General features: G+C 64.1%; 25 protein-coding genes and 1 pseudogene. 14 read left to right on the forward strand and 12 right to left on the reverse strand.

Annotated features, from left to right (window positions below; translation table 11 throughout):
- Position 1 precedes the first annotated feature (1 nt).
- Entirely contained in the window at positions 2–661 is a 660-nt protein-coding gene (locus ABLV49_RS15005; protein WP_349277633.1) for a DedA family protein, read from the reverse strand.
- Positions 662–795: 134 nt separating this feature from the next.
- On the opposite strand from ABLV49_RS15005, the gene mutL reads away from it, so the two are divergent.
- The 5 genes from mutL to ABLV49_RS15030 all read left to right on the forward strand — a co-directional run bounded on the left by mutL (position 796) and on the right by ABLV49_RS15030 (position 7,972).
- The gene (gene mutL, locus ABLV49_RS15010; protein ID WP_349277635.1) at positions 796–2,727 is read left to right on the forward strand and encodes a DNA mismatch repair endonuclease MutL; all 1,932 of its coding nucleotides are present in this window, start codon (positions 796–798) and stop codon (positions 2,725–2,727) included.
- 69 nt (positions 2,728–2,796) lie between these two features.
- The gene (locus ABLV49_RS15015) at positions 2,797–3,681 is read left to right on the forward strand and encodes an alpha/beta hydrolase (RefSeq protein WP_349277637.1); all 885 of its coding nucleotides are present in this window, start codon (positions 2,797–2,799) and stop codon (positions 3,679–3,681) included.
- Positions 3,682–3,726: 45 nt separating this feature from the next.
- Positions 3,727–4,734, forward strand: a complete 1,008-nt coding sequence (gene miaA / locus ABLV49_RS15020) for a tRNA (adenosine(37)-N6)-dimethylallyltransferase MiaA (RefSeq protein ID WP_349277639.1) — start codon at positions 3,727–3,729, stop codon at positions 4,732–4,734.
- The gene (locus ABLV49_RS15025; RefSeq protein WP_349277641.1) at positions 4,731–5,378 is read left to right on the forward strand and encodes an ABC transporter ATP-binding protein; all 648 of its coding nucleotides are present in this window, start codon (positions 4,731–4,733) and stop codon (positions 5,376–5,378) included. The genes miaA and ABLV49_RS15025 overlap by 4 nt, the downstream gene beginning before the upstream one ends.
- Before the next feature lie 20 nt (positions 5,379–5,398).
- Positions 5,399–7,972 carry an FtsX-like permease family protein gene (locus ABLV49_RS15030; RefSeq protein WP_349277643.1) on the forward strand — a complete coding sequence of 858 codons (2,574 nt, stop codon included), beginning with the start codon at positions 5,399–5,401 and terminating at the stop codon, positions 7,970–7,972.
- Positions 7,973–8,100: 128 nt separating this feature from the next.
- Here the strand turns inward: ABLV49_RS15030 and ABLV49_RS15035 are convergent, their stop codons facing one another.
- The 9 genes from ABLV49_RS15035 to ABLV49_RS15075 form a co-directional block, all read right to left on the reverse strand.
- The gene (locus ABLV49_RS15035; RefSeq protein ID WP_349277645.1) at positions 8,101–9,465 is read right to left on the reverse strand and encodes a DUF2252 domain-containing protein; all 1,365 of its coding nucleotides are present in this window, start codon (positions 9,463–9,465) and stop codon (positions 8,101–8,103) included.
- A gap of 149 nt (positions 9,466–9,614) precedes the next feature.
- On the reverse strand, positions 9,615–10,625 hold the full coding sequence (locus ABLV49_RS15040) for an inorganic phosphate transporter (RefSeq protein ID WP_349277647.1): 1,011 nt from the start codon (positions 10,623–10,625) through the stop codon (positions 9,615–9,617).
- Positions 10,626–10,657: 32 nt separating this feature from the next.
- Positions 10,658–11,305 carry a DUF47 domain-containing protein gene (locus tag ABLV49_RS15045; RefSeq protein ID WP_349277649.1) on the reverse strand — a complete coding sequence of 216 codons (648 nt, stop codon included), beginning with the start codon at positions 11,303–11,305 and terminating at the stop codon, positions 10,658–10,660.
- A gap of 198 nt (positions 11,306–11,503) precedes the next feature.
- The gene (locus tag ABLV49_RS15050; RefSeq protein WP_349277651.1) at positions 11,504–12,475 is read right to left on the reverse strand and encodes an AEC family transporter; all 972 of its coding nucleotides are present in this window, start codon (positions 12,473–12,475) and stop codon (positions 11,504–11,506) included.
- 108 nt (positions 12,476–12,583) lie between these two features.
- On the reverse strand, positions 12,584–13,174 hold the full coding sequence (locus tag ABLV49_RS15055) for a DUF3299 domain-containing protein (RefSeq protein WP_349277653.1): 591 nt from the start codon (positions 13,172–13,174) through the stop codon (positions 12,584–12,586).
- 48 nt (positions 13,175–13,222) lie between these two features.
- The gene (locus ABLV49_RS15060) at positions 13,223–13,489 is read right to left on the reverse strand and encodes a hypothetical protein (protein ID WP_349277655.1); all 267 of its coding nucleotides are present in this window, start codon (positions 13,487–13,489) and stop codon (positions 13,223–13,225) included.
- A gap of 8 nt (positions 13,490–13,497) precedes the next feature.
- Positions 13,498–14,700: an ABC transporter permease gene (locus tag ABLV49_RS15065; protein WP_349277657.1), complete on the reverse strand. Its 1,203-nt coding sequence runs from the start codon at positions 14,698–14,700 to the stop codon at positions 13,498–13,500.
- Complete coding sequence (locus ABLV49_RS15070; protein WP_349277659.1) at positions 14,697–15,377, reverse strand: ABC transporter ATP-binding protein; 681 nt, start codon at positions 15,375–15,377, stop codon at positions 14,697–14,699. Before ABLV49_RS15070 ends, ABLV49_RS15065 begins: the two co-directional genes overlap by 4 nt.
- Complete coding sequence (locus ABLV49_RS15075) at positions 15,374–15,892, reverse strand: Fur family transcriptional regulator (protein ID WP_349277661.1); 519 nt, start codon at positions 15,890–15,892, stop codon at positions 15,374–15,376. The genes ABLV49_RS15070 and ABLV49_RS15075 overlap by 4 nt, the downstream gene beginning before the upstream one ends.
- A 122-nt stretch (positions 15,893–16,014) precedes the next feature.
- Here ABLV49_RS15075 and ABLV49_RS15080 point away from each other — a divergent pair, with 122 nt between their 5' ends.
- From ABLV49_RS15080 to ABLV49_RS15100, 5 genes are all read left to right on the forward strand, one after another.
- A complete protein-coding gene (locus ABLV49_RS15080) occupies positions 16,015–16,170 on the forward strand; it encodes a hypothetical protein (RefSeq protein ID WP_349277663.1) in 156 nt (51 codons plus the stop codon).
- An 11-nt stretch (positions 16,171–16,181) separates the two neighbouring features.
- A complete protein-coding gene (locus ABLV49_RS15085; protein ID WP_349281738.1) occupies positions 16,182–16,934 on the forward strand; it encodes a metal ABC transporter ATP-binding protein in 753 nt (250 codons plus the stop codon).
- Entirely contained in the window at positions 16,931–17,815 is an 885-nt protein-coding gene (locus ABLV49_RS15090) for a metal ABC transporter permease (protein ID WP_349277664.1), read from the forward strand. Before ABLV49_RS15085 ends, ABLV49_RS15090 begins: the two co-directional genes overlap by 4 nt.
- Before the next feature lie 42 nt (positions 17,816–17,857).
- Positions 17,858–18,781 (forward strand): metal ABC transporter substrate-binding protein, encoded by a 924-nt coding sequence (locus ABLV49_RS15095; RefSeq protein ID WP_349277666.1) that lies wholly within the window; start codon positions 17,858–17,860, stop codon positions 18,779–18,781.
- Positions 18,782–18,958: 177 nt separating this feature from the next.
- Positions 18,959–19,411 (forward strand): CBS domain-containing protein, encoded by a 453-nt coding sequence (locus ABLV49_RS15100; RefSeq protein ID WP_349277668.1) that lies wholly within the window; start codon positions 18,959–18,961, stop codon positions 19,409–19,411.
- A 76-nt stretch (positions 19,412–19,487) separates the two neighbouring features.
- Here ABLV49_RS15100 and ABLV49_RS15105 read toward each other — a convergent pair whose 3' ends face one another.
- Positions 19,488–20,447 (reverse strand): IS5 family transposase, encoded by a 960-nt coding sequence (locus ABLV49_RS15105; RefSeq protein WP_349277670.1) that lies wholly within the window; start codon positions 20,445–20,447, stop codon positions 19,488–19,490.
- Positions 20,448–20,520: 73 nt separating this feature from the next.
- Here ABLV49_RS15105 and ABLV49_RS15110 point away from each other — a divergent pair.
- A pseudogene (locus tag ABLV49_RS15110) lies at positions 20,521–20,992 on the forward strand (hydantoinase B/oxoprolinase family protein); the annotation flags it as partial.
- A 39-nt stretch (positions 20,993–21,031) separates the two neighbouring features.
- Here ABLV49_RS15110 and ABLV49_RS15115 read toward each other — a convergent pair.
- Positions 21,032–21,925: a LysR substrate-binding domain-containing protein gene (locus tag ABLV49_RS15115; RefSeq protein WP_349277671.1), complete on the reverse strand. Its 894-nt coding sequence runs from the start codon at positions 21,923–21,925 to the stop codon at positions 21,032–21,034.
- Between the two features lie 141 nt (positions 21,926–22,066).
- Here ABLV49_RS15115 and ABLV49_RS15120 point away from each other — a divergent pair, with 141 nt between their 5' ends.
- From ABLV49_RS15120 to ABLV49_RS15130, 3 genes are read left to right on the forward strand one after another with little or no spacing between them, the layout of a single operon-like run.
- Positions 22,067–23,257, forward strand: a complete 1,191-nt coding sequence (locus ABLV49_RS15120; protein ID WP_349277673.1) for an acyl-CoA dehydrogenase — start codon at positions 22,067–22,069, stop codon at positions 23,255–23,257.
- Positions 23,258–23,269: 12 nt separating this feature from the next.
- The gene (locus ABLV49_RS15125; protein WP_349277675.1) at positions 23,270–24,457 is read left to right on the forward strand and encodes a CaiB/BaiF CoA transferase family protein; all 1,188 of its coding nucleotides are present in this window, start codon (positions 23,270–23,272) and stop codon (positions 24,455–24,457) included.
- Between the two features lie 5 nt (positions 24,458–24,462).
- On the forward strand, positions 24,463–25,467 hold the full coding sequence (locus ABLV49_RS15130; protein ID WP_349277677.1) for a Bug family tripartite tricarboxylate transporter substrate binding protein: 1,005 nt from the start codon (positions 24,463–24,465) through the stop codon (positions 25,465–25,467).
- Positions 25,468–25,480 lie beyond the last annotated feature (13 nt).

The raw sequence follows: 25,480 nt of genomic DNA on the forward strand, positions 1-25,480 counted from the left end.
GTCAAGGCTGGACCGGCGCGCCGCCAGCCTGCCGCCGCGCCCGCCAAGCGCCAACGATCACGAACAGGCCGGGAATCAGGATCATCGCCCAGATGATCTTGTCCAGGTTCGCCTTGACAAAAGGCACGTTGCCGAACGCATAGCCAACGGTGACAATGCCGCCCACCCACAAGGCGGCGCCGACGAGGTTGAACAGCGAGAACTTGCCACGGCTCATGTGCGAGATGCCGGCCACGAACGGCGCAAAGGTGCGCAAAAACGGCATGAAGCGCGCCGCGATGATGGTCACGCCGCCATAGCGCTCGTAAAACGCATGCGCCTGGTTGAAGGCTTTTTTGTTGAAGAAGCGGGAATCTTCCCACTGGAACACCTTGGGTCCGATAGAACGGCCAATCGAGTAGTTGCACTGGTCGCCCAGCACCGCCGCCGCGAACAGGATGCCCACGGCCAGCGGATAGCTCATCAGGCCGACGCCGCACATCGCACCGACGACGAACAGCAGCGAGTCACCGGGCAGAAAGGGCATGACGACCACGCCGGTCTCGACAAAAATAATCACGAAGAGCAGCGCGTAAACCCACAGGCCATAACTGGCCACGAAGGTTTCGAGGTGTTTGTCAACATGCAGGATGAAATCAATGAGAAAGGCAGCTAGTTCCATGGACGGGATTTTGACAGGTTGGCAAGCGCTTTTCCCCGATGCCCATGCTTGCCGGCGCGTTTTCCGCGCCGAACCGCCTGAGCCCCTGTAACGGCGGCCGGGCAAGCCGATGCTGCGCCTAGAATCGGCGCTTCATGACGCCCCAAGACCCGGCCGCGCGCCGCCCCATCCGTGACCTTCCCGATGAACTGATCAGCCAGATCGCGGCTGGCGAGGTGGTGGAGCGCCCGGCTTCGGTGGTGCGCGAGCTGCTAGACAACGCGCTCGACGCCGGGGCAACGCAGGTCACGGTGCGCCTGTCGGCTGGCGGCGTACGGCTGATTCTGGTTGAAGACGACGGCCTGGGCATTCCGCGCGAGGATCTGCCGGTGGCCTTGCGCCGCCACGCCACCAGCAAGATCGCATCGCTGCAGGATCTGGAAGCCGTCGGCACCATGGGTTTTCGGGGCGAGGCGCTGGCCGCCATCAACTCGATTGCCGACATGAGCCTGCTGTCCCGGACGCTGGACACCGACCATGCCTGGCAGCTAGATGGCCGCACCGGCGAGATCAAGCCGGCGTCCCGCGCGCGCGGCACCAGCGTCGAGGTGCGCGAGCTGTTTTACGCCACGCCGGCCCGGCGCAAATTCCTGAAGACCGACGCCACCGAACTGGCGCACTGCATCGACGCCGTGCGCCGCCATGCGCTGGTGCGGCCCGACGTGGGCTTTGCCATCTGGCACGAAGGCAAGCTGGTCGAGCAGTGGCGCGCCTGCAGCGGCGCATTGGCCAGCGCGCACAGCCTGCCGCACCACGACCAGCGCCTGGCCGACGTGCTGGGCGCGGAGTTCGTCGAACAGTCGATTGCCGTGCATTACGAAAGCAGCGCCCGCCGCGCCGATGGCCGGCCCGCCGTGCGCGTCTGGGGCCGGGCCGGCATTCCCGATGCCGCCCGCGCGCGCGCCGACCAGCAGTTTGCCTACGTCAACGGCCGCTACGTGCGCGACAAGGTGCTCACACACGCCGCCCGCAGCGCCTACGAAGACGTGCTGCACGGCCAGCGCCAGCCGGTGTATGCGCTGTATGTGGAGATCGACCCGGCGCGGATTGATGTGAACGTGCATCCGACCAAGATCGAGGTGCGCTTTCGCGACAGCCGCGAGGTGCATCAGGCGGTGCGTCACGCGACCGAGGATGCGCTGGCCGCGCCGCGCGCAGGCGCAGCCCTTGCCGACAAACCGGCGGCCGAAAGCGCCGTGCAGCCGGCCGTTGGCGGTATTTTTGAATCAAACAAGGCGTTTGCGCAACAGGGATGGGCGCAACCAGCTATCAATTTCAGAGCAAACCAGGGCAGCCGCGTCTCGGACTTCGAAGCCCTGTGGCCGGCGCCGCCGGGAACAAGCCGTCCGACAGCACCCATCAGCCCGATGCCGGGCGCGCCCCCTGCCCCCACGGAAAACCCGCAGGCCAGCGCGTCGCCTGAAGCCAGCCTGCCCCAGGGCGACTGGCCGCTGGGCCGCGCCCTCGCCCAGCTGCAGGGCGTCTATATCCTGGCCGAAAACGCCCAGGGCCTGATCATCGTGGACATGCATGCGGCCCACGAGCGCATCGTCTATGAGCGGCTGAAAAGCCAGTTCGATGCCTCGCGCATCGCCAGCCAGCCCCTGTTGATCCCGGCGACGTTTGCCGCCACGGCGCAGGAAGTGGCCACGGCTGAAGCCTCAACCGACACGCTGGCCCTGCTGGGGCTGGAGATCACGCCTTTTTCGCCCAGGACGCTGGCGGTGCGCGCCGTACCGACCAGCCTGGCTGCGGGCGACGCGGTCGAACTGGCACGCAGCGTGCTGGCCGAACTGGCGCAGATGGATGCCAGCACCGTGGTCCAGCGGGCGCAGAACGAGCTGCTCGGCACCATGGCCTGCCACGGCGCGGTGCGCGCCAACCGGCGCTTGAGCGTCGATGAAATGAACGCCCTGCTGCGCCAGATGGAGGAGACCGAACGCTCCGACCAGTGCAACCACGGCCGGCCGACCTGGCGCCAGCTCAGCCTGAAGGAACTCGACAGCCTGTTTTTGCGCGGGCGCTAGCGCCATGGGCCATCACTAGGGAAATGCCGGATGGCGAACTATTTGCGGTGAAACTGATCAGGACATTTCATGAAACACTGGCCCATCCTTTCCACCCTGCTGTTGACATTCGCCATTCTGGCCGGCTGCGCCACGCTGGATGAACAGCAGCGCGGCTGGATCTTCCAGCCCAGCGACCGCAGCTGGGGCGGCAGCGCCGAGCTGGCGCGGGACATGCAGAATGTCTGGATCGGCTTCGACTCGACAACCACCGGCCGCCCGGTGAAACTGCACGGGCTGTGGCTGCCGGCCGACAAACAGCAAACCGGCTGGAACGGCGCCAAGGCCCCGCTGCTGCTGTACCTGCACGGCGCGCGCTGGAATGTCGAGGGTTCGGCGCCGCGCATCCGCCGCATGCAGGAACTCGGGTTTTCGGTGCTGGCCGTCGATTACCGGGGCTTTGGCAAAAGCTCGCCCGATTTGCCGTCTGAAAACATGGCCTACGAAGACGCGCAGGCCGCCTGGAACTGGCTGGGCGCGCACTATCCGGGCCAGCCGCGCTACATCTTCGGCCATTCGCTGGGCGGCGCGGTCGCCATCGAACTGGCCTCGCGCGTCCATGACGAGGCGGGCACGATTGTCGAGGGCACGTTCACCTCGATTGCCGATGTGGTCAGCACCATGAAATGGGGCTGGCTGCCGCTGAGCGCCCTGATTACCCAGCCTTTCGAGTCGGTGCAAAAAGTGGCCCACCTGGGCTCGCCGCTGCTGGTCGTGCATGGCACGAAAGACACCATGATCCTGCCCTCGCTGGGCCGCAAGCTGTATGAAGCGGCGCAGCAACCCAAGGCCTTCGTGCTGGTCGAGGGCGGCTCGCACTTCAACACCAACACGCTCGGGCAGGCGCAATACCGCGTGGCGCTGGCCGACCTGTTCGGCGCCCGTGCGGCGGGCACGCTGGTCACCCAGCGGTAGGCCTTGGGTCCGGGGCCGGCGCGCCTTTCTGGTAGCCTCGGGCGCATGTCCGTTTCCTTTGTACCGGCGCACAGCGCATCCCCCCCGAACATCCCTTATATTGCCCTGGCCGGCCCCACCGCGTCGGGCAAAACCGCTGCCGCGCTGGCGATTGCCCGGCACTACGCCGACAGCTGCCCGGTCGAGATCATCAGCGTCGATTCAGCCCTGGTCTATCGCGGCATGGACATCGGCACGGCCAAGCCCAGCGCTGAAGAGCTGGCCGCCGTGCCGCATCACCTGATCGACATCCGCGACCCGCTGCATGCCTACAGCGCGGCCGAGTTCGTGCTGGACGCGCAGCGCCTGATCGCGGAGATCAGCGCGCGCGGCAGGCTGCCGCTGCTGGTCGGTGGCACCATGCTGTACTTCAAGGCGCTGTTCGACGGCCTGGATGAGATGCCTGCCGCCGATGCGGCGGTGCGCGCCGTGCTGGCTGTTCAAGCCGCTGAAAAAGGCTGGCCGGCGCTGCATGCCGAGCTGGCGCAGGTGGACCCGGTCACGGCCACGCGGCTGGCGCCCAACGATTCGCAGCGCATTTCGCGGGCGCTCGAAGTGTTTCGCGTGTCGGGCCAGCCGCTGTCATTCTTCCAGCAGCGAAACGCTAGCAAAAACATAGCTGACAACGCAGGCGGAGCAAGCGCAGCAACCCTTATCTCCCTTGAACCGACGGATCGCGCCTGGCTGCACGGCCGCATCGCCCAGCGTTTTGATGCCATGCTGGCGGCGGGTTTTGTCGATGAAGTCAGGGCCTTGCGCGCGCGCGGCGACCTGACGCCCGATTTGCCGGCCATGCGCTGCGTCGGCTACCGCCAGGCCTGGGAAGCCCTGGACGGCACCAGCCCCATGAGCGAGTTGCGCGACAAGGGCGTTTTTGCCACGCGCCAGCTCGCCAAGCGGCAGATCACCTGGCTGCGCTCCATGCCGCAGCGGCGCGTGGTGGCCTGCGACGACCCGACGGCGCTTGAGCAGGTGCTTGACCTGGTGAAAGCCCGGACCAAAGCGTTCCAATGAGCGTGAGAATCAGCCAGCTCGGCAAGCGCTACGGCGACACCGCCGTCTTTAGCCAGGTCAGCCTTAGCGTGGCGCCCGGCGAATTCGTCGCCATCGTCGGCGAGTCGGGCGTCGGCAAATCGACGCTGCTCAACTGCATGGCCGGGCTCGACAGCTGGGACGAAGGCACGGTCACGCTCAATGGCGCCGACTTGGGGCGAATGAGCGACGATGAGCGCGCGCTGCTGCGCCGCCGCCATGTCGGCTTTGTGTTCCAGGCCTTTCATGTGCTGCCGCACCTGGACGTGGCGCAAAACGTCGCGCTACCGTTGCTGCTGCTGGGCCAGCCCGACGACGCGCGCGTGCAAGCCTTGCTGGAGGCCGTGGGCCTGGGCGGACTCGGCGCGCGCCTGCCGCAGCAGTTGAGCGGCGGGCAGCTGCAGCGCGTGGCGATTGCGCGGGCGCTGGTGCACCGGCCCGGCCTGCTGCTGGCCGACGAGCCGACCGGCAACCTCGACCCGGCCACGGCGGCCAAGGTGATGGATGCGCTGATCGCCCAGACCCGCGAGCACGGCGCGGCGATGGTGCTGGTGACACATTCAGTCGCCGCCGCAGCGCGCGCCGACCGGGTGCTGCACCTGAGCAGCACCGGCATTTCTGACTGAGGCCGAGAAAAATCAGCCGCATGCGCGCCCTGCTCCAGACCTTTTCCTGGCAAGAACTTCGCCACCATCCGTGGCGCAATGCCGCCGCCGTCGTGGCGGTGATGCTGGGCGTGGCGCTGGCATTCTCGGTGCACCTGATCAATGCCTCGGCGCTCAGCGAGTTTTCGCAGGCGGTGCGCGCCGTCAACGGCCAGCCCGACCTCGAACTGCGGGCGGTGCAAGGCAGTTTTGACGAAGCCCTGTACGCGCGCGTGGCCAACAGCGGCCAGGTGGCCATGGCCAGTCCGGTGCTGGAAATCTCGACCTATGCGCTCGACGACCAGGGCGACAAGGGCAAGCGCCAGCCGCTGCGCATCATCGGCGTCGATGCGCTGGCCGTGGCGTCGGTGGCGCCGGGCTTGATGCCGGTGCCCTTCAAGGGCGCGGAGCGGATGGCGCTGTTCCTGCCGGGCACGGTGTTCCTCAACCCGGCGGCGCGCCAGGTCTTCGCCACCGGCCGCCTGCAGCTGCAGGACGGCTTGCAACTGCGCAGCGTCACGGTCGCGGGCAGCGTGAACGCCGGCGGCGGGCCGCTGGCGGTGATGGACATCGGCGCGGCGCAGGATATGTTCGGCCGCGCGGGCCAGCTCTCGCGCATCGACGTGCGCCTGAAGGCCGGCGTGGACACGCGCAGTTTTATCGAATCCCTGCAATTGCCGCCCGGCATCACCGCCACCGCGCCGGGCGACGCCGCCGAGCGCGTCAGCAACCTGTCGCGCGCCTACCGCGTCAACCTCACGGTGCTGGCGCTGGTGGCGCTGTTCACCGGCGCGTTTCTGGTGTTCTCGGTGCTGTCGCTGAGCGTGGCCAAGCGGGCGCAGCAGTTTGCGCTGCTCGGAGTGCTGGGGCTGACCGGACGCGAGCGCCTGCAGTTGGTGCTGATCGAATCGCTGGCGCTGGGGATTGTCGGCAGTCTGGCCGGCATTGCGCTGGGCACGGCACTGGCGACGCTGGCGCTGCGGCTGCTGGGCGGGGATTTGGGCGGCGGCTATTTTTCCGGCGTCGCGCCGACGCTGCAATGGAGCAGCGCAGCAGCGCTGACTTACGGCGCGCTCGGCGTCGCGGCAGCCGGCGTGGGCGGCTGGTGGCCGGCGCGAGCGGCGCAAAAACTGCCGCCCGCGCAAACCCTCAAGGGGCTGGGCTTGGCGCCCGGCGCCGGTTCTGGCCGCTGGCTGAGCCTGTTATTGATCGCCGCTGGCGTTGTGCTCGCGATGCTGCCGCCGCTCTTCGGCATTCCGCTGGCAGCCTACTTTTCGGTCGCGCTGCTGCTGGTCGGCGGCATCACCGCGCTGCCGTGGCTGATCACGCTGCTCTACGACCGGCTCAGCCCGTGGGTAGCGCATCGCCTGTTGCCGATGCTGGCGGTCGAGCGGGCGCGCCGGGTGCGTGAAAGCGCGGCCGTGGCTGTCAGCGGCGTGGTCGCCTCGCTCAGCCTGGCGGTGGCGCTGACGGTGATGGTGGCGAGCTTTCGCGACTCGGTCACGCACTGGCTCGATGTGGTGCTGCCCGCCGACCTGTATGTGCGCTCCACGCTGAGCAGCGCGGCCAGCGACACGGCTTACTTTTCGCCCGAGTTCGTGCAGGCGCTAGCCCGCCTGCCCGGCGTGGCGCGGGTCGGCACGCTGCGCTCGATGCCTTTGCTGCTGGATGCCGGCAAGCCCGCCGTCACCTTGATTTCGCGGCCCATCGACGACCCGGCCACTGCCCTGCCGCTGGTCGGCGAGGCGCTCTTGGTGCCAGCCGGGCAGATCGGCATCTACGTGAGCGAGGCGATGGTGGACCTGTACGGCGCCCGGCCCGGCACGGTGTTTGTGCCACTTTCACAGGCTTTTAGTGCTTTTGCGCAAGCGGGACGGGCACCAGCAGCTACTGATTTAATAGCAAACCAAAAATTCTACGTGGCCGGCGTGTGGCGCGACTATGCACGCCAGTTTGGCGCCATCACCCTGGACCAGCGCGATTTCGAGCGCCTGAGCGGCGACCGGCGCGTCAACGACCTGGCGCTGTGGCTCAACGGCAAGGTAGCCGACGCCGAGGTGCAGCAGTCGATACGCGGCCTGGCCGATGCGCAGTCAGGCGGTGGCGCACTGCTGGAGATGGCCTCGGTCAGCCAGATCCGCGCCACTTCCCTGAGAATTTTCGACCGCAGCTTTGCCGTGACCTACTGGCTGCAGGGCGTGGCGATTGCGATTGGCCTGTTCGGCGTGGCGGCCAGCTTCAGCGCGCAGGTGCTGGCGCGGCGCAAGGAATTCGGCCTGCTGGCGCACCTGGGACTGACGCGGCGGCAAATCCTGACCGTGGTCGCCGGCGAAGGCGCGGCCTGGACGGTGATTGGCGCGTTTGCCGGCCTGGTGCTGGGCTTAGCGGTATCGACCGTGCTGGTGTTTGTCGTCAACCCGCAAAGCTTTCACTGGACCATGGATTTGCGCGTGCCGTGGGAGCGATTGCTGCTGCTGTGCGCGGCGGTGGTGGCGGCAGGCACGCTGACCGCCTGGCTGGCCGGGCGCGCGGCGGCGGGGAAGGATGCTGTTTTGGCTGTGAAGGAGGATTGGTGAATTATTCAAGCCGAACCCGTTTTGCGGGCCGGCTTGATTCGGACATTGCTCGGACATTGGCCTGCCAAACGCCATCGTCACAGCGCAGGGCATACCGGCCGAATATTCATCCCGGCCTTCTCAACTCATCAATACAAGGGCACGCCGCTGGTATAAGCGTTCTTGAAGCTTTGATAATCCAGCTCAACCTGCGCTGCATAATCAGTCGCAAACAGAACCATTTCATCCTTGAACTCTGACTTTTTGTTGGTCACGGCGTCGTCAATTTCCTTGTCGATGCTGTAGGGATTCAGCGTGGCATCGTAGTCTTTATCTGCCGATGCGTGGTTTTTCGCGATGACCTTCCCCATGTATTGAACCGCCGTCGAGAAACTGCCGTATGAGCTTAATTTTGTATAGTCAAAATCAGCCTCATAGGGAGACTTTTCCCGGACCAGATAAGGCGCTCCACCAATGCTGGTCCATCCAGTCAGCAGGTCGGTATTCGACAGATTGGCCTTCATGCTCTTGACCGCTCGTTCGCCTTCATGGTATTCATATGCCGAGGCAGGAAAATTGCCGGGAACAGCAGCCGCCACAACACTGGCACCCTCTTGCTTCACCTGCAGGATAACGTCGTCGCTCTGGGAAGTGCCAGGGCCTTCGATCAGGACATAGTAGCGATAACGTCCCAGGCTTCCAATGCCGGAGCCCAGCTTCAGGCGCACGCTCTTGACGGTGTAATAACTGGCCGCATAACGCTTGGCGCTGGGGATGGTATTGACATAACTGGCGACAGCGGACTGAATGGCGCTGTAGGTTGCACTTGGCACTGCCTGCAACTCGCTGGTGGTCTGCAATACCCGCACGCTGTTGACCAGCGATGTGTATTTTGTCAGCAAGGCGCTGCGCGTCTGTCCAGCCGATAGCTGAATGGTGTCCTTGACAGCGCCGCTGGTATTGCTGGTGGTCAGGCGATAACCCAGTTCCGCATCGGTGCCCCGGAATTCACTGATTTTATTAAAGTAGTTGTCGAGAAAATCTCGCACCAGCTGCTGTCTGTCGGAACTCGCAATGCCATTTTCCTTGGCTGCAATCATGATGCTTGCGCACATCCGGCGCAAATCCCATGTGTATTGACCCCAGTAGCCTTCGTCAAAATCATTGGTATCGTAAACAAAATTTCCATTCGCATCCTGGAAACCACCCATATTGCTCAAATGCATGTCGCCATTCAGCCAGGTTTGCGAAGTCGAATAATTGGTGTAGAGCGAAGCCGGCCTGGTCGCCATATCCGAATAGAACATGTGCGCGGTGCCCCGATAAAAGGCAAATGGCGAGACACTCATTTTCTGCATCTTGGTTTGCAATTCGCCTGGCAATTGCGCTGCAAGCGGGTGGTTATAGCTGTACATCTGGCTGACCACCCAGTCGTAGCGAGGGGATGCTGCCAATGCATTCCCGGCACTTATTGCCGCCAAGCCTGCAAATATTAACGAAATACCTATTTTCACTTCATTCTCCCGAACAGCCGTAATAGCACGGCCCTTTAATTCTCCCTACTTTGTGTTACATATCAACATTGCGCCATCATTGAATCGGCATTGGCTGGACGCCCCTTATGCACTCTTGAAGCGGTGGAAGTCGCGTCGTCTTTTGCCCCTCAAAACAGCAGCAAACTGATCCAGTAAGCCACAGCCGCCACCAAAGCCGCCGCCGGAATGGTGAAAATCCAGGCCCAGACGATGGTGCCGGCCACGCCCCAGCGCACGGCCGAAGCCCGCCGGGTGGAGCCTACGCCGACGATGGCGCCGGTGATGGTGTGGGTGGTCGAGACCGGAATGCCCAGCATGGTCGCCAGGAACAGCGTGATGGCGCCGCCGGTTTCCGCGCAGAAACCGCCCACCGGCTTGAGCTTGGTGATCTTCTGGCCCATGGTCTTGACGATGCGCCAGCCGCCGAACATGGTGCCGGCGGCAATCGCCGCGTAGCAAACCACAATCGTCCAGGTGGGCGGCGCCGCATCGCCCGCAGCGGTGTAGCCGGTGGCGATCAGCAGCATCCAGATGATGCCGATGGTTTTCTGGGCATCGTTGCCGCCGTGACCCAGGCTGTAGGCGCCGGCCGAAACCAGCTGCAGGCGGCGAAACCAGCGGTCCACCTTGGACGGCGTGGTGCGCAGGCAGATCCAGGACACGGCCACCATCATCAGCGAGCCGAGCAAAAAACCCAGCAGCGGCGAGATGAAAATGAAGGCGACGGTTTTCGCGATGCCGCCCGCAACCAGGGCGCTGGGGCCGGACTTGGCGATCACCGCGCCCACGATGCCGCCGATCAGCGCATGCGAGGAGCTGCTGGGAATGCCGTAGATCCAGGTCACGATGTTCCAGGCAATGGCGCCCATCAGCGCGCCGAACACGACGTGCGTATCGACGATGCCGGGCTGGACAATGCCCTTGCCGACCGTGGCGGCCACGCTGAGGTGAAAGATGAACAGGGCCAGCAGGTTGAAGCCGGCGGCAAACACCACGGCATGGCCGGGCTTGAGCACGCCGGTGGACACCACCGTGGCAATCGAATTGGCGGCATCGTGAAAGCCGTTCATGAAGTCAAAGGCGATGGCCATGAAGACGAGCAGGGCCACGACCCAGAGGGCGGTCTGTGCAGTTTGCATTGAAAAATCTAAAGTTCAGTCGCCGGGGACGATCAGGAATTTTCGAGGACGATGCCCTCGATCAGGTTGGCCGCATCCTCGCACTTGTCGGTGATGGTTTCCAGCAGTTCGTACACCGCCTTGAGCTTGATGAGTTCGCGCACATCGGGTTCCTCGCGAAACAGCCGGCTCATGGCCGAACGCATGACGTGGTCGGCGTCGGATTCGAGCCGGTCGATTTCCGCGCAGGTCTTGAGCGTGGCTTCGGCGGTCGCGGCATCGCGCACCTTGCCAATCAGGCCCACCGCGTCCTTGAGCCGCTCGCAGCACTTGACGCTCAAGTCGGTCAGCCGCAGGATGTCCTCGGTCATGTGGCGCACGTCGTACAGCGCCATGGTTTCGGCCGAATCCTGGATCAGGTCGGCCACGTCGTCCAGCGTGTTGATCAGCTGGTGGATCTGGTCACGGTCAATCGGCGTGATGAAGGTCTTGTGCAGCACACGGCTGACTTCATGCGTGACGCGGTCGGCGGCGCGCTCGGCGTCATCGACTTCCTTGTGATGGATATTGCGTTGCTCCACATCGCTGTAGTTGGCAACCATCTTGGAAAAGGCATGGGCGGCTTGCACGATGTGGCCGGCATGCTGGTCGAACATCTCGAAAAAATTGCCTTCGCGCGGCAACAACTTGCTGAACAGCATGCTTGATCCTCAGAAATATGACAGAAATATGACGTTTTTGTAACTGCGGGGAGTTTAACCGCGATGACTTTGCGGCCCGGTGAGCCGAATGCAGGCTCGTTTCTGCGGGATGGCCGCAGGGAGGAACACCTTTGTACAGATCAGCGCAGCGGCATGGGGCTGGCCAGCGAAGCACCGGGCCGGCAGCGCGACGGCGACTCAGGCTGCCGGCCCGACCAGCAGCAGCACCAAGGTCAGGCTCAGCAAGGCCAGCGCGGTGGACACGGCCACGCTGGCGGTAATCAGTTCTTCGGCCACCTGGTAGCGCTGCGAAAACAAAAACACATTCGCGCCAATCGGCAGGCTTGCGGCCACCACCATCACCGTCATGGGCAGGCCGCCCACGCCCAGCAGACGGCACAGGCCAAACACCAGCAGCGGATGCAGCAGGTTCTTGACGCCGGCCAGCGCCAGCGCCGGGCGCCAGTGCCTGCCGACCGGCGTATGGGCCAGCATCACGCCGACCAGCACCAGCGCCAGCGGGCCGAAGGCATTGGCCAGCAACTCCAGCGGCTTGTCGATGACCGCAGGAATGGCCCAGCCGGTCTGGGCGAACAGCAAGCCGGCGATGATGGGCAGCGGCACCGGATGCAGCAAGGCGTTCCTGACGGCCATCAGCACCGTGGCGAGCGGATGGTGCGGCGTGTGCGCCAGCCCGCCGAGTCCGTCAGCGAAGCCCTGCTTTTGCTCGCGGGCAACGGCCAGTTCCAGTACCAGGGTCGCACTGGTCAGCAGCAGCAGCGAATGCACCGACACCAGCGTCAGCAGCGTGACCAGCCCGGCAGGCCCGTACATCAGGCCGATCAGCGCGATGCCGATCATCACCGTGTTGGAAAAGGTGCTGGCCAGCGCCAGCACGGCCGCGCGGCGGTTGAAGCCCTGCAGCAGCAGGGTAGCCCCAAACAGGATGATGACCGCCAGGAAATACGCGGCCACCGGCTTGAAGTCGAGCTGCTCGACATGCACCTGGCTCATGGTGCGAAACAGCAGCGCCGGCGTGAGCAGCAAAAAGACCAGGCTGGACAGGTCCTTGATCGCCACGGGCCTGATCCAGCCTGCGCGGCCCGCCATGAAACCCGAAGCAATCAGCAAGACCACCGGCAGCAGGGACACAACGACAAGCTGATTCATCGCGGCAATCTTAGCCTGCGCTTATCTTCGCTTTTAGGCTGCTGCCCGCCGTTTGCGTGCCTGGTTCGCTCCTTCGGTCCAGGCCATCAGGCCAGGGACAAGCTCAACTCACTTGACGCTGGTCGCGTCGGTGATGCGGTAGTACATGCCGAAGGCGTCGTCATTCAGGACCAGGAAGCGGCCTTCGACCACCACCGGCTCCATGCTGTACTTGACCGGCGTTTTGCTCTTGACCTCGACCATGCTTTCGGGTCCGCCCGGCAGGCAGAACGCGCAGGTGAGCGGCACCGACGACAGCAGAAAATGCCGCTGCGTCGCGCCCGGCTCCAGCGGCATCATGAAACCCTGGATGCGCTGGGTTTTCTGGTGCAGGGTCAGCTGCTTGAGGCTGAACACCGGAATGATCCTGTTTTTTTCAGCCTTGACCTTGACCTCGGTGAGTACCGACCACGGCACCACATCGGCCCGGGCCGAGAGCGGCGCAAAAGGGCTGTTGGCGCCATGCACGCCGGCGCCCTGCCCCATCGGCACGCCAAGGCCCGGCGCGGCGGGCACTGCGGATTTCGGGCCGCCGCCCGCCGCCGGCGAGGACGGCGCTTGCGCAAGCGCGCCGGTACTCGCCAGAATCAGGCCACACGCCGCGCCCAGGCCGAACGCCGTCAGGCGGCTCAAACGCCCGGAGGAAAAAGAGTGCTTCATGCCATGCTCCAGAAATTCAGCGAAGTTGCGCTCAAGCCGTTGCCGCGCTCAGTGGACGTGTTTCATGCCGCAGTATTTGCCGATGGCCAGGCCTTTGCAAGCGGTCTGCAGCTCTTTCTCGCACACCTCGTCTTTTTTGCCCGATTCGAGGCATTTGGCGGCGGCCTCATGGGCGGCGGCCATGGCCCGGTGGCGCTGGATGTCTTCCTGGGTTTCCTTGTCGGCGTGCTGCGCGAACGCTACTGAAAACGTAGCACTTAGCGCAATGACAGCGGGCGCCAGCAGCATTTTTTTAAATAAATTGAGGTTTTTCATGAGAGGTTTTACCTTGATTGAAGAAGTTCGAACACGCTGACCCGGTAGGCCTCCCAGGCCGGCAGCAGTGCGGACGCCAGCGCCACACCCAGGGCCAGCGCCGGCACGCCGGCCAGCAGGGCCGGCCACGACAGCGCGCCGATCAACACCGATTGTTCAAGCTGCAGCGCCCAACCGAGCAGCGCCGTCAGCCCCTGCCCGGACAGCACGCCGAGCACGCTCGCCAGCAGAGCCAGCCAGAGCGCCTCGCACAGCAGCAGGCCGGCCACCTTGCGCGGCGGCGCGCCCAGCATGCGCAGCAGGGCCAGGTCGGCGCGGCGCTCGCGCACGGCGCTCCACAGCGCGATGAACACGCTCAAGGCCGCCGTCAGCAGCAGCACGCCGGCCAGCGCGCGCAGCACGTCGATGCCCACGCCCACCATGCTCAGCAGGCGGGTGATTTCCAGCGCCGGGGCGGCGGCCTGCATCTCGGTGGTGGTGTTGATGAAGCGCGGAAACGTCACCGCCGCCAGCGGCGTGTTGTACTGGATCAGCGCCAGCGTCACCTCGCGCTCGTCCTCCATGACCTTGCGGTCTTCGTCGTCCAGCGCGGTGTCGGTTTCATGCACCTGCCAGACCGACTCGGTAGGCGTGAGCACCAGCCGGTCGAGCACCGAGCCGCTGGGCGCCAAGATGCCGGTGACGGTGTACGGACTCTGCCCGTGCGCGTGGCCGCCGGGCGCCAGGCCGTGCGTGCCGGTGAAGGTGTCGCCGATTTTCAAGCCGCTTTGCTGCGCCACGCGCGCGCCCAGCACGGCCTGCATCGGCGCGGTCCAGAGCACGCCCTGCGCCAGTTCGGCGCCGTAGTGGCTGACATAGTCAGGCGTGGTGCCGACAATCCGGAAGCCCCGGAAACTATCGCCCATGCTGATCGGAATGACTTTGGCGACCTGCGGATGAAGCTGCAGCGCCTTGACGGCGGCCAGCGGAACATTGCCGGTGGGCACGTCGAGCTGGAACACGCCCGACAAAATCAACTGCATCGGGCTGCCCTTGGCGCCGACCACCACGTCGATGCCGGCCAGGTCGCGCTCGAAGGCGCTGTTGATCTGGTGGCTGACCAGCAGCAAGAACGTGATCGACGCCAGCCCGAGGCTGAGTAGCAGCAAATTGAGCGCCGCCGCAAGCGGCCGCGACCACAGGTAGCGCCAGGAAAATGCTATTGTTTTCATAGCTTCTTGCGCCCTAGCACTATGCGCAAAAGGCCTTTTTTGCTTGGATTTTCGGCAAAAAACCGGGCCACGCGGGCATCGTGCGTCGCAATCACCAGCGTCGCGCCCTCCCAGCGGGCGGTTGACTGCAGCAGCGCCAGCGAGGCGGCCGCCGCCTCGTCGTCCAGGCTGGCCGTCGGTTCGTCCGCCAGAATCACCTGCGGCTGCAGCAGCACCGCGCGCGCCAGCGCGACGCGCTGGGCCTGGCCGCCCGAGAGCTGCGCGGGTTTGCGCAGGGCCAGGTCCTGCACGCCAAGCGCCTCCAGCGCTTCTGTGATGAGTTTGTCGTTCTGAGCCTGCCCGGCGGCCCACTGCGCCATGGCGAGGTTGTCATGCACAGTCAGCGCGGTGCTCAGGTGCAGTCGTTGCGGCAAAAAACCGATGGTCCGGGCGCGCCAGGCATCCAGCGCGGCGCCTTGCTTCAAGGCCGTGCCGTCCGCCCCCAGCGATTGCCCGGCGACGTCGATCTGCCCGGCCGTCGCACCCACCAGCCCCGCCGCCAGGGCCAGCCAGGTGGACTTGCCCGAACCCGACGGGCCGGCCAGCAGCAGCACGCCGCCCTGGGGCACATCCACATCAGGGAATGCCAGCGCCGGCCCCTTGGGGTAGCGGTAGGCAAGCTGCCGCGTGCGGATCACAGTACGGCTTCCGGGGGGCTGGTGGCGCAGTCGGCGCAGACGCCGCGCACCGCGAAGTCCATGCTCAGGCCCTGGTAGCCCAGCGCCTTGAGGGCGGCCAGCGCGGACTGCGCGGCGCGCTCCAGGTCGTCGGCATTGGCCATGAGGGCGCCGGCCAGCGGGCTGTCGCGGTGGCAGCTCTGGCATTCAAAGTGCGGCAGGGCATGCACGCTGGTGGGCATGGCCTGGTAGCGGCGCACCCGGCTGGCATCGACACGGCACAGCAGCAGGCCGACCTGCGTCAGGCGGTCAATCAGCCGGTACAGCGTGACGCGGTCCAGCGCCGACGGGCCTTCGCCTTCACCTTCACCGCTGAGCGCCATCTGCAATTGCGCATGGGTGTAAGTGGTGTCCGGATGGGCCAGCAGCCAGCCCAGCACCCGCCGCGCCGCCGCCGTGCGCCGCAGGCCGTGGGCCGACAGCAGCGCGTCGATGGGGTCGAGGGCGCCGGATTCGGGAGGATGGATGGATGCCATGGATGGACCTTCACTCAATTTTTTAATGCAATTCAGTTGCGTTACACTCGTTATTATCGCAATCAGGTTGCATTATTACCGCAACTTGTGGTTACCCTGCCGTCTTCTTTTTGGATATTTACATGCGCCCGCCCCTCTCTTCCTTGCCTCGCTCCCGCCATTCCGGCACCTCCGTACTGGCCTGGCCGGCATGGCTGCGGGTGCTGGCGGTGCTGCCGGCCGTGGCGCTCTTGTGGCTGGCGGTGGCCTGGGCCGCTCTGGAGGCCGCGCCGTGGTAACCCCGGAGGCGATGGTGTCGCTGCGCAACCTGACGGTCAGCTACCGCCAGCATCCGGCGCTGCACCACATCAGCGGCAGCTTCGCGCCCGGCTCGCTGACCGCCGTGGTCGGGCCGAACGGCTCGGGCAAAAGCACGCTGCTCAAGAGCATCGTCGGCCTGCTGCCGATCGAAGGCGGCGCGCTGACGGTAGCGCCACCGCGCGAGCGCATCGCCTACCTGCCGCAAATCGCCGACATCGACCGCGGCTTTCCGATCGACGTGCGCGACTGCGTGCTGCTGGGCTGCTGGGGCGCCGCCGGGGCCTGGGGCGCCGTGAACCGCTCCATGCTCGGCCGGGTCGATGCCGCCCTGCAGGCCGTGGGACTCGCAGGATTTGAGCGCCGCTCCATCGGCAGCCTGTCCAGCGGACAGCTGCAGCGGGTGATGTTTGCCCGCATGCTGGTGCAGGACGCCGAGCTGATCTTGCTCGACGAGCCGTTCAACGCGGTCGATGCCAGGACCACCGCCGCCCTGCTGGCGCTGGTGCGGCAGTGGCACGGCCAGCGGCGCACCGTGATTGCCGTGCTGCACGACGACCACCTGGTGCGCGAGTATTTCCCCAGCACGCTGCTGCTGGCGCGCGAACTGGTCGGCTGGGGCGCCACCGGCGAGGTGCTGACCGAGCCGAATCTGCGCCGCGCCCGCGCCATGGCCGAAGCCTGGGACGAGAGCGCCGAACTCTGCGGCACCGGCACGCTGGCCGCGCAGGAAGCGGCGGCATGATAGCCGCCTCCGCCTGGCTGTGGGACGCGGCCTTTTCCCCGTTCGCCGAATTCGCCTTCATGCGCCGCGCGCTGGTCGCCACGCTGGCGCTGTCGCTCAGCGCCGCGCCGCTGGGCGTGTTTTTGACGCTGCGGCGCATGAGCCTGCTGGGCGATGCGCTCAGCCATGCGGTGCTGCCGGGCGTGGCGATTGGCTTCATGCTGGGCGGCCTGTCGCTGAGCGCGATGGCGCTGGGCGGCGTGGCGGCGGGCATGGGGGTGGCGGCGCTGGCCGGGCTGGTCACGCGCTTCACCACGCTCAAGGAGGACGCCAGCCTGGCGGCCATCTACCTGGTCGCGCTGGCGCTGGGCGTGACGCTGATCTCGGGCCACGGCACGCAGCTCGACCTGCTGCACATCCTGTTCGGCAGCGCGCTGGGCGTGGACACGCCGGGCCTGTTGATGGTCGCCGGCGTGGCCTCGGCAAGCGTGCTGCTGCTGGCCGCGATGTACCGGGGACTGGTGCTGGAGAGTTTTGACCCGGTGTTCCTGGGCGCTGCCGGGCGGCGCGGCTGGCTCTGGCAGCAAGGCTTTTTGATGCTGGTGGTCATCAACCTGGTGGCGGGTTTCCAGACGCTGGGCACCCTGATGGCCGTCGGGCTGATGATGCTGCCCGCCGTGTCGAGCCGGCTGTGGCACGACACGCTGCCGGCGCAGCTGCTCAATGCCAGCGCGCAGGCCATGCTCGCCAGCGTGGCCGGGCTGCTGTTGTCCTCCCACCTGGACACGCCTTCGGGGCCGACCATCATTGGCTGCGCGGGGGCGCTGTACTTTGCGTCTTTGCTGGTTGCGCCCGGCGGCTGGCTGCCACGGGTTTGGGGCAAAACCCACCGGGTGGCGTGAAGCCCTCGTTCATTTTTTATTCTCTTTTTGAAGGTCAAGCCAATGAGCCGTGTATTTCGCAAACTTCTGGCGGCGGGCATTGCCGGCGCCGCCCTGCTGTCCGGCGCCAGTTTCGCCGCCGACAAACTTCCGGTAGTGGCCAGCTTCAGCATCCTGGGCGACCTGGTGCGGGTGGTCGGCGGCGAGCGCGTCAGCGTCACCACGCTGGTCGGACCCGACGAAGACGCTCATGTGTTCGAGCCCAGGCCGGCCGATGCCAAAGCCATCGTGCAAAGCCGACTGCTGGTCGTCAACGGACTGGGGTTTGAGCCGTGGGCGCAAAAACTGGCCCAGTCCGCCGGTTACAAGGGCCAAACGGTCACAGCGTCCCAAGGCGTGAAGCCACGCGCCATGGCCGCAGAAAAAGGCCATGACAACAAGGGCCGTCAGCATGAGGAAACCGATCCCCACGCCTGGCAAAACCCCGACAACGTCGTGCTGTATGTGCGCAACATCTCGGCCGCCCTGAGCAAGGCAGACCCCGCAGGCAGCGCCGTTTATCAGGCCAACACCGATGCCTACGTGAAAGATCTGCAAACCCTCGACGCCTGGGCCAAGGCGCAGTTCACCGCCATTCCCGCCGCCAGGCGCAAGGTCATCACCTCGCACGATGCATTCGGCTACTTTGCGGCGCAGTACCAGGTCAAATTCCTGGCACCCCAGGGCGTGTCCACCGATGCTGAACCGGGCGCCAAGGAGGTGGCCCAGCTCATCAGGCAGATCCAGCGTGAAAAGATCAGGGCCGTGTTTGTCGAAAACATGAGCAATCCCAGGCTGCTGGCGCAATTGGGCAAGGATGCGGGCGTGACCGTCGGGCCTGCGCTGTATGTGGATGCGCTGTCCGCGACGGGCAGCCCCGCCGACAGCTACCTCAAGCTGATGCGCCACAACGTGACGCAATTGGCGCTCGGAATGCGGGCCAACTGACACCGGACGCTGAAGCAGCCGCCGCGCGGGCATCAGCCTTCCGTTTGCGCCATGTCAAGTCAGGCGGCGCAAGCCTGACTAGAGTTGATTCACGCAGGGCCTGGAAATTTCAGCCAGTCAAAAGTTCCGGACTCCAGCAAGGCTCAAGCCAGCCGACTGGCACCAAGGAGAGTTCACATGCCTACCCGCCTGAAAGACTTTGCAACGGTTTCAGTCGCCGTCGCCGAACCCGAAACCACCGCGCTGGCTGCGGCCCAGCTGATGCGAAAGCACCATGTGGGCGCGCTCATCGTCGTCGATGCGCTGGAAAAAAGCCGCCCGCTGGGCATCGTCACCGACCGGGATCTGGTGCTGGCACTGATGGCCGAAGGGCTGGACCCGGAGGTGTTCACGGCCGGCGACATCATGTCGGTCGAGCTGGTCGTCGCCAGCCCCGAGATGGACGCCATGGACGCGGTGCGGATGATGCGCGCCAGCCGCCTGCGCCGCCTGGTGATCGCCGATGACGAGGGCCGGCTGGTGGGCATCGTCACCATGGAGGACATTCTCCAGTTGCTGACGCGCGAACTGGCCGACCTGGCCGCAGCCGTCATCGGTGCCCGGGACCGGGAGTTCGAGCAGCGCGCCTGATTTAATCACTGATAGCACGCACGGCGTTGTTGCATAAATCCTCTGTGAGGATGAGGCTTGCCCCTTACCCCGCGTTTTAGGCAATCCGGACGGATTTCGGGCGTGCAAGCACCAGCATGCGATTGATGATGCCCGCCCGAACAGCGACTTCAGCGTCTTGCACATCCACATCGCGCGCCCACAGCCTGTCGCCCGTCAGCACCTTGAAGCGGTACATCAGGTTCTCCACCAGGGAACGGCGGTGGTAGCCGCTATTGTCTTTCCAGTCCTGCTTGCCGCTTCGGGCAATGTGCTCGATGACCTCGTTGCGCTCTGGCGCCCCGGCCTGGCTGGCAGGCCAGTGCACGGCGCCTTCCACGGGAGGTATGACCGCCAGCGCGCCGCACCCGGCAATGGCCGCACGGGCGGCCTTTGTATCGTAGGCACCATCGCCGATAACCACTTCAATCTTCGTTTCTTGAGGGATTTGCGCCAGCAACTCCGGCAGCACACTGGCATCAATCACATCCTTGTGCGTCATCAACACGGCGCACACCTGTCCCGTCTCGGCATCCATGCCCAGATGCACTTTGCGCCAGCTGCGCCTCTTGCTGTAGCCGTGCTTGCGCACTTTCCATTCGCCCTCGCCAAACAGCTTCAATCCCGTGCTGTCCACCAGCAGATGCACCGCCTCGCCTGCGTTGCGCAGCACCGGCAAGCTCACCCGCAACGCCTTGGCCCTTCGGCTCAGCGTGCTGTAGTTGGGCACTGGCAAGGCCGGCAGTGCCAGGCGGCGCAGGCTCATGGCAAACCCCTGCAATGCCCACAGCGGCAGGCGGTACACCGATTTGAGGGCCAGCAGCATCTGAATCACTGCATCGCAGTAAGCCTGCGGGCGCCCGCGCTGAACTGACGCCCCAACCGTTGGTGCGAACATCTCTTCGTCCATCCAGATGCTCACATTGCCCCGCTCAATCAGGCCCGCGTTGTACTCGGGCCAGTTCTTGACCCGGTAGACCCCCTTGGGCTGGCTGGGCAGGTGCTTGTCTTTTCGCATGTTCGGGACATAGGTCGGTAGCCTATCAGTAAGGCAGCCCGTTCATTGGCGCGGGCGATTTATGCAACAACGCCACACCCGCCACCAGTATTACGAAACGATTTCAGGCGGCTCGGGTGCGGGTGGCGTGACTGACGCTGAAGGCAAACTGGTGTCAGGTTTCAACGGCACATCGGTCGTGCAAGCCCACATGACCAATTCCCGTCTGACCGACCCAGAAGTGCTGGAGTTTCGTTTTCCGGTGCGGCTGGAAAGTTACGAAATCCGCGAAAACTCGGGCGGTGCAGGCAAGTGGCAAGGCGGCAATGGCGGTGTGCGGCGCGTGCGTTTCCTCGAACCGATGACCGCCAGCATCTTGTCCAATGGCCGCAAATACGGCGCTTTCGGCATGGCCGGCGGCCAGCCAGGGCAGGTTCGGCCAAAACGTGGTGGTGCGCGCCGATGGCCGCATAGAAGTGCTGGGCCACATCGGCCAGGCCGACATGTTGCCCGGTGATGTGTTCGAGATTCATACGCCTGGCGGTGGTGGGTTTGGCCGCGTCTGAATGGGCTGTTGAAGCTTTCAAGCTTTCAAGTTTGCCAATTTATGGCACTGCGCGAGACTGACCCAACAACCAGTTTCTGAAAGTTCCCAGCACCGGATTTTCATTCTTGTGTTCGGGGCTGACCAAATAGTAGGCCCGGTCACTTGGTGCGGCGTGTGGTACGGGAATGATTAGCCGCCCCGTGGCCAGGTCATCGGCCAGATCGTATTCAGGTACGAGGGCCACGCCCAGGCCCACGGTCGCCGCCTGCAGGGACATGAAAAACAGCTCATAGCGCGGCCCGACCAGTTCGTTGCCTGGCACATAACCCACGGACTCGAACCAGTGCCGCCAGGCATAGGGTCGGGTACTTTGCTGTATCAGGGGCAGTTGCGCGAGTTCCTGCGGCGTCAGGCGGGTACATGGCGCAATCAGCGCCGGGCTACACACCGGTATCAGACTTTCCGCCATCAAGTGCGTGGCGACTGCTCCTGGCCAGTTGCCGTCGCCAGCGTAGATGGCGGCATCCAGGCTGGTGTCGTCAAATAAAAAAGGACGCGTGCGGCTGGACAGGTTCAGCGTAATCGCTGGATGGTGCTTGATGAAATCAGGCAGGCGCGGTAGCAGCCAGCGCGTGCCAAAGGTGGGGACAACTGCCAGCTCCAGCGTGCCTCCCTGCCCCTGACGCGCCATCAGATCCAGCGTGTCGCGCTCCACCTCGTCAAGTCTTTTGGCAATCTGGCGGTAGTAGGCGCTGCCTGCGTCGGTCAACACCACCCCGCGCTTGGAGCGGCGAAACAATTTGATGCCAAGGTAATCCTCCAGCCCTGCGATTTGTCGGCATACCGCGCTCTGCGACAGCGCCAGCTCGTCGGCCGCCTCGGTAAAGCTCATATGGCGCGCGGCGGCTTCAAACGTGCTCAACGCGGCGGTACTGGGAATTTTTCTGCGCATGACGGAGGGTTTATTGTTGTCTTGACTTGCTATTTTTGCACAAGATGATGCAAATATAGCGTTTGAAAATCATGTCTTGTCCAGATAAATTTCAGTTGTCTGCACTTTTCAAGTGCAATAACTGCAAGGAAAGACGAGACCATGCCTGTAGCCGCCTTTATCTGGAATGACCCGCTGTTGCTGGAGCAGCAGCTTAGCGCCGACGAGCGGGCTGTGCGCGATGCGGCCCAGGCTTATGCCCAGGGCAAGTTGCGCCCCCGCATTCTGGAGGCCTTTCGCCATGAGCGCATGGACACCGCGCTGTTTCGTGAAATGGGGGAGCAGGGCCTGCTGGCGGCTGCCATTCCGGCCCCGTTTGGCGCGGGTCTGAACGAGGTCTGCTACGGTCTGGTTGCGCGTGAGTTGGAGCGTGTGGATTCGGCGTACCGCACCATGATGAGCGTGCAGCACAGCCTGGTGATGCTGCCAATCCACACTTTTGGCAGTGACGCGCAGCGGCAGAAATACCTGCCCAAGCTTGCTTCTGGCGAATGGATTGGCTGCTTCGGCTTGACCGAGCCGAACAGCGGCTCCGACCCGGCCAGCCTGTCAACGCGGGCGGTGCGAGTCGATGGCGGCTATTTGCTTTCGGGTACCAAAATGTGGATCAGCCATAGCCCTATTGCCGATGTACTGCTGGTGTGGGCCAAACTGGTGGATGCTGATACGGGCAAGGACGAGATTCGCGGCTTTATTCTCGAAAGGGGCTGTAAGGGTTTGTCTGCGCCTGCCATCCACGGAAAAGTCGGTATGCGTGCCTGCATCACCGGCAGTATCCAGATGGAGCAGGTCTTTGTGCCCACTGAAAACATATTGCCGAATGCCAGGGGGCTCAAGGGGCCGTTCACCTGTCTGGACAGTGCGCGCTACGGTATAGCCTGGGGCGCTTTGGGTGCGGCTGAAGACTGCTGGGTGCGTGCCCGGCAGTATGTGCTGGATCGTCAGCAGTTTGCCCGACCGCTCGCCGCCAACCAGTTGGTGCAAAAAAAGCTGGTGGATATGCAAACCGAAATCACGCTGGGTCTGCAAGCCGTTCTGCGCTTTGGCCGCATGAAGGACGAGGGTACGGCGACGGTAGAGCTGACCAGCCTGTTCAAGCGCAACTCCTGCGGCAAAGCGCTGGAAATTGCCCGTTTGGCGCGCGACATGCTGGGCGGCAATGGCATCAGCGACGAGTTCGGTGTGATTCGCCACCTGGTGAACCTGGAGGTGGTCAACACCTACGAGGGTACCCACGATGTGCATTCGCTGATTCTGGGGCGTGCCCAGACCGGTATTCCTGCGTTTTCCTGAGAGAGAAAAACCATGAGTACAGGTGCTTTGTCCCATTTGCGTGTGTTGGATCTTTCCCGTGTTTTGGCCGGCCCATGGGCCAGTCAAATGCTGGGGGATCTGGGTGCCGAGGTCATCAAGATCGAACACCCGGAGCGCGGCGACGATACCCGTGGCTGGGGGCCACCGTACCTGAATGATCAGGCGGGCAATGCTGTTGAATCGGCTTACTTTTTGTGCGCCAACCGCAACAAGAAATCGGTGGCGCTGGACATGGCCACGCCTGAAGGTCAGGCCCACATTCGTACACTGGCGCTGCAGTCCGACATACTGATAGAGAACTTCAAAGTCGGTGGCCTGCTCAAATACGGCCTGGACTACGCCAGTCTGGCCCAGCTCAACCCCAAGCTGATTTATTGCTCCATCACCGGTTTTGGACAGACCGGGCCCTACGCCCAGCGGCCAGGTTATGACTTCATGATCCAGGGCATGGGCGGCCTGATGAGTTTGACCGGTCAGCCTGATGGCGAGGAGGGCGGGGGGCCGGTCAAGGTTGGCGTGGCCTTGACCGATGTGCTGACCGGCTTGCACGCGGTGGCGGGCATCCTGGCGGCGGTAGCCTGGCGCGAAAAATCGGGCGAAGGCCAGCACATCGACCTGGCCTTGCTGGACGTGCAGGTGTCCTGTCTGGCCAACCAGGCGCAGAACTATCTGGCGACGGGTCAATCTCCAGGGCGCATGGGCAATGCCCATCCCAGCATCGTGCCCTACCAGGCCTTTCCCACGGCGGATGGTGACATGATTTTGGCCGTGGGCAATGACAGCCAGTTCGCCTCGTTCTGCCGTGCAGCAGACCATCCCGAGTGGGCTGCCGACCCGCAATTTGCCACCAACGCGGCACGGGTGAAACACCGCAAGCTGCTGGTGCCGCTGTTGCGCCAGACTACTGTAAACAAGAGCACGGAGGACTGGATTGCCTTGCTGGAAAAAGCCAATGTGCCTTGTGGCCCGATCAACACGCTGGAGCAGGTTTTCGCCGATCCACATGTGGTGGCCAAGGGCCTGCGGATTGACGTGCCGCATCCGGTGACGGGCACGGCCCCCGGTGTAGCCAGCCCTTTGCGCCTGTCCAAAACGCCGGTCCGCTATCAACATTCTGCCCCGGCCCTGGGCGCGGACACTACCGACATATTACAAAAATTGCAAACCACCCGAGGATGACAAACATGAAACTGATTTACCGTTTTTCGTGGCTGAAAAGCCTGCTCTGCAGCGGCCTGCTGGCTGCAACGGGCGCACAAGCCCAAACCCCTGCTGCGCTGGCCGCCTGGCCGGTGGCGAACAAGACCATCTCCATCGTGTCGGCCTACCCGGCAGGTGGCTCGTCCGACGTGCTGGCCCGCGCCATTGGCGAAAAGTTGACTGAAAAGTTCAAGGTACCCGTTATCGTGGAAAACAAGGCGGGCGGTGGCGGGCAGATTGCGGCCGCATACATCAAGCAGCAAGCCGCCGATGGGCACACCATTTGGCTGGGTGATATTGGCCCTTTTGTGACCAACCAGTATGTCTACAAAAAACTGAACTACGACATGCGTAAAGACTTCACGGCGCTTGCCAAGCTGGTCGATGTGCCCGTCTTCCTCGTGGTGCCGACCAACAGCCCGTTCAAGACCCTGGACGACCTGATCAAGGAGTCGAAAACCCGCCCTAACGGTTTGAACTACGGTTCTCAGGGCCCTGGCTTGGGTGGTCATATCTATGGCGAGCTGTTCAAGCGGGAGGTGCAAGGCAACTTCAATCACGTGCCTTACAAGGGGTCGATGCCGGGCCTGATGGACTTGATCGGCGGCCAGATTGATCTGATGCATGACAACGTGCTGACCTCCGGACCCCTGGTCAAGGACGGCAAAGTCAGAGCGCTGGCGGTACGTGCCACGCATCGAGTGACCCAGTTTCCTGGTGTGCCCACCATGCCCGAGTTGGGCCTGGGCAATATCAACCACGTACTGTGGTTTGGCGCGGTTGTCAAAGCGGACACGCCGCCTGCCGTGGTCAAGAAAATATCACAAGAGCTGATTGCCGCCATTCGTCACCCGGATGTGGCGAAACGTTTTACAGACATGGGTCTGGAAATATCCACCCAAAGCCCGGAAGAGTTCCAGAAGTTTTTGGGTGCCGAGCAGGACAAGTGGAGCCGCCTGATTCGTGAGACAAAAATCACCCTCGACTAATTTTTTTGCAAAA

Source organism: Polaromonas hydrogenivorans (assembly GCF_040105105.1).
GTDB lineage: Bacteria > Pseudomonadota > Gammaproteobacteria > Burkholderiales > Burkholderiaceae_C > Polaromonas > Polaromonas hydrogenivorans.

What these genes read in the sequence shown, in the direction of transcription:
- ABLV49_RS15085 (WP_349281738.1), top strand. Translation starts at nt 16,182, where the DNA reads ATGGTGTCGCTGCGCAACCTGACGGTCAGCTACCGCCAGCATCCGGCG.
- mutL (WP_349277635.1), top strand. Translation starts at nt 796, where the DNA reads ATGACGCCCCAAGACCCGGCCGCGCGCCGCCCCATCCGTGACCTTCCC.
- ABLV49_RS15090 (WP_349277664.1), top strand. Translation starts at nt 16,931, where the DNA reads ATGATAGCCGCCTCCGCCTGGCTGTGGGACGCGGCCTTTTCCCCGTTC.
- ABLV49_RS15120 (WP_349277673.1), top strand. Translation starts at nt 22,067, where the DNA reads ATGCCTGTAGCCGCCTTTATCTGGAATGACCCGCTGTTGCTGGAGCAG.
- ABLV49_RS15130 (WP_349277677.1), top strand. Translation starts at nt 24,463, where the DNA reads ATGAAACTGATTTACCGTTTTTCGTGGCTGAAAAGCCTGCTCTGCAGC.
- ABLV49_RS15060 (WP_349277655.1), bottom strand. Translation starts at nt 13,489, where the DNA reads ATGAAAAACCTCAATTTATTTAAAAAAATGCTGCTGGCGCCCGCTGTC.
- ABLV49_RS15005 (WP_349277633.1), bottom strand. Translation starts at nt 661, where the DNA reads ATGGAACTAGCTGCCTTTCTCATTGATTTCATCCTGCATGTTGACAAA.
- ABLV49_RS15050 (WP_349277651.1), bottom strand. Translation starts at nt 12,475, where the DNA reads ATGAATCAGCTTGTCGTTGTGTCCCTGCTGCCGGTGGTCTTGCTGATT.
- ABLV49_RS15055 (WP_349277653.1), bottom strand. Translation starts at nt 13,174, where the DNA reads ATGAAGCACTCTTTTTCCTCCGGGCGTTTGAGCCGCCTGACGGCGTTC.
- ABLV49_RS15015 (WP_349277637.1), top strand. Translation starts at nt 2,797, where the DNA reads ATGAAACACTGGCCCATCCTTTCCACCCTGCTGTTGACATTCGCCATT.
- ABLV49_RS15075 (WP_349277661.1), bottom strand. Translation starts at nt 15,892, where the DNA reads ATGGCATCCATCCATCCTCCCGAATCCGGCGCCCTCGACCCCATCGAC.
- ABLV49_RS15040 (WP_349277647.1), bottom strand. Translation starts at nt 10,625, where the DNA reads ATGCAAACTGCACAGACCGCCCTCTGGGTCGTGGCCCTGCTCGTCTTC.
- ABLV49_RS15115 (WP_349277671.1), bottom strand. Translation starts at nt 21,925, where the DNA reads ATGCGCAGAAAAATTCCCAGTACCGCCGCGTTGAGCACGTTTGAAGCC.
- ABLV49_RS15065 (WP_349277657.1), bottom strand. Translation starts at nt 14,700, where the DNA reads ATGAAAACAATAGCATTTTCCTGGCGCTACCTGTGGTCGCGGCCGCTT.
- miaA (WP_349277639.1), top strand. Translation starts at nt 3,727, where the DNA reads ATGTCCGTTTCCTTTGTACCGGCGCACAGCGCATCCCCCCCGAACATC.
- ABLV49_RS15030 (WP_349277643.1), top strand. Translation starts at nt 5,399, where the DNA reads ATGCGCGCCCTGCTCCAGACCTTTTCCTGGCAAGAACTTCGCCACCAT.
- ABLV49_RS15080 (WP_349277663.1), top strand. Translation starts at nt 16,015, where the DNA reads ATGCGCCCGCCCCTCTCTTCCTTGCCTCGCTCCCGCCATTCCGGCACC.
- ABLV49_RS15045 (WP_349277649.1), bottom strand. Translation starts at nt 11,305, where the DNA reads ATGCTGTTCAGCAAGTTGTTGCCGCGCGAAGGCAATTTTTTCGAGATG.
- ABLV49_RS15025 (WP_349277641.1), top strand. Translation starts at nt 4,731, where the DNA reads ATGAGCGTGAGAATCAGCCAGCTCGGCAAGCGCTACGGCGACACCGCC.
- ABLV49_RS15100 (WP_349277668.1), top strand. Translation starts at nt 18,959, where the DNA reads ATGCCTACCCGCCTGAAAGACTTTGCAACGGTTTCAGTCGCCGTCGCC.
- ABLV49_RS15125 (WP_349277675.1), top strand. Translation starts at nt 23,270, where the DNA reads ATGAGTACAGGTGCTTTGTCCCATTTGCGTGTGTTGGATCTTTCCCGT.
- ABLV49_RS15105 (WP_349277670.1), bottom strand. Translation starts at nt 20,447, where the DNA reads ATGCGAAAAGACAAGCACCTGCCCAGCCAGCCCAAGGGGGTCTACCGG.
- ABLV49_RS15095 (WP_349277666.1), top strand. Translation starts at nt 17,858, where the DNA reads ATGAGCCGTGTATTTCGCAAACTTCTGGCGGCGGGCATTGCCGGCGCC.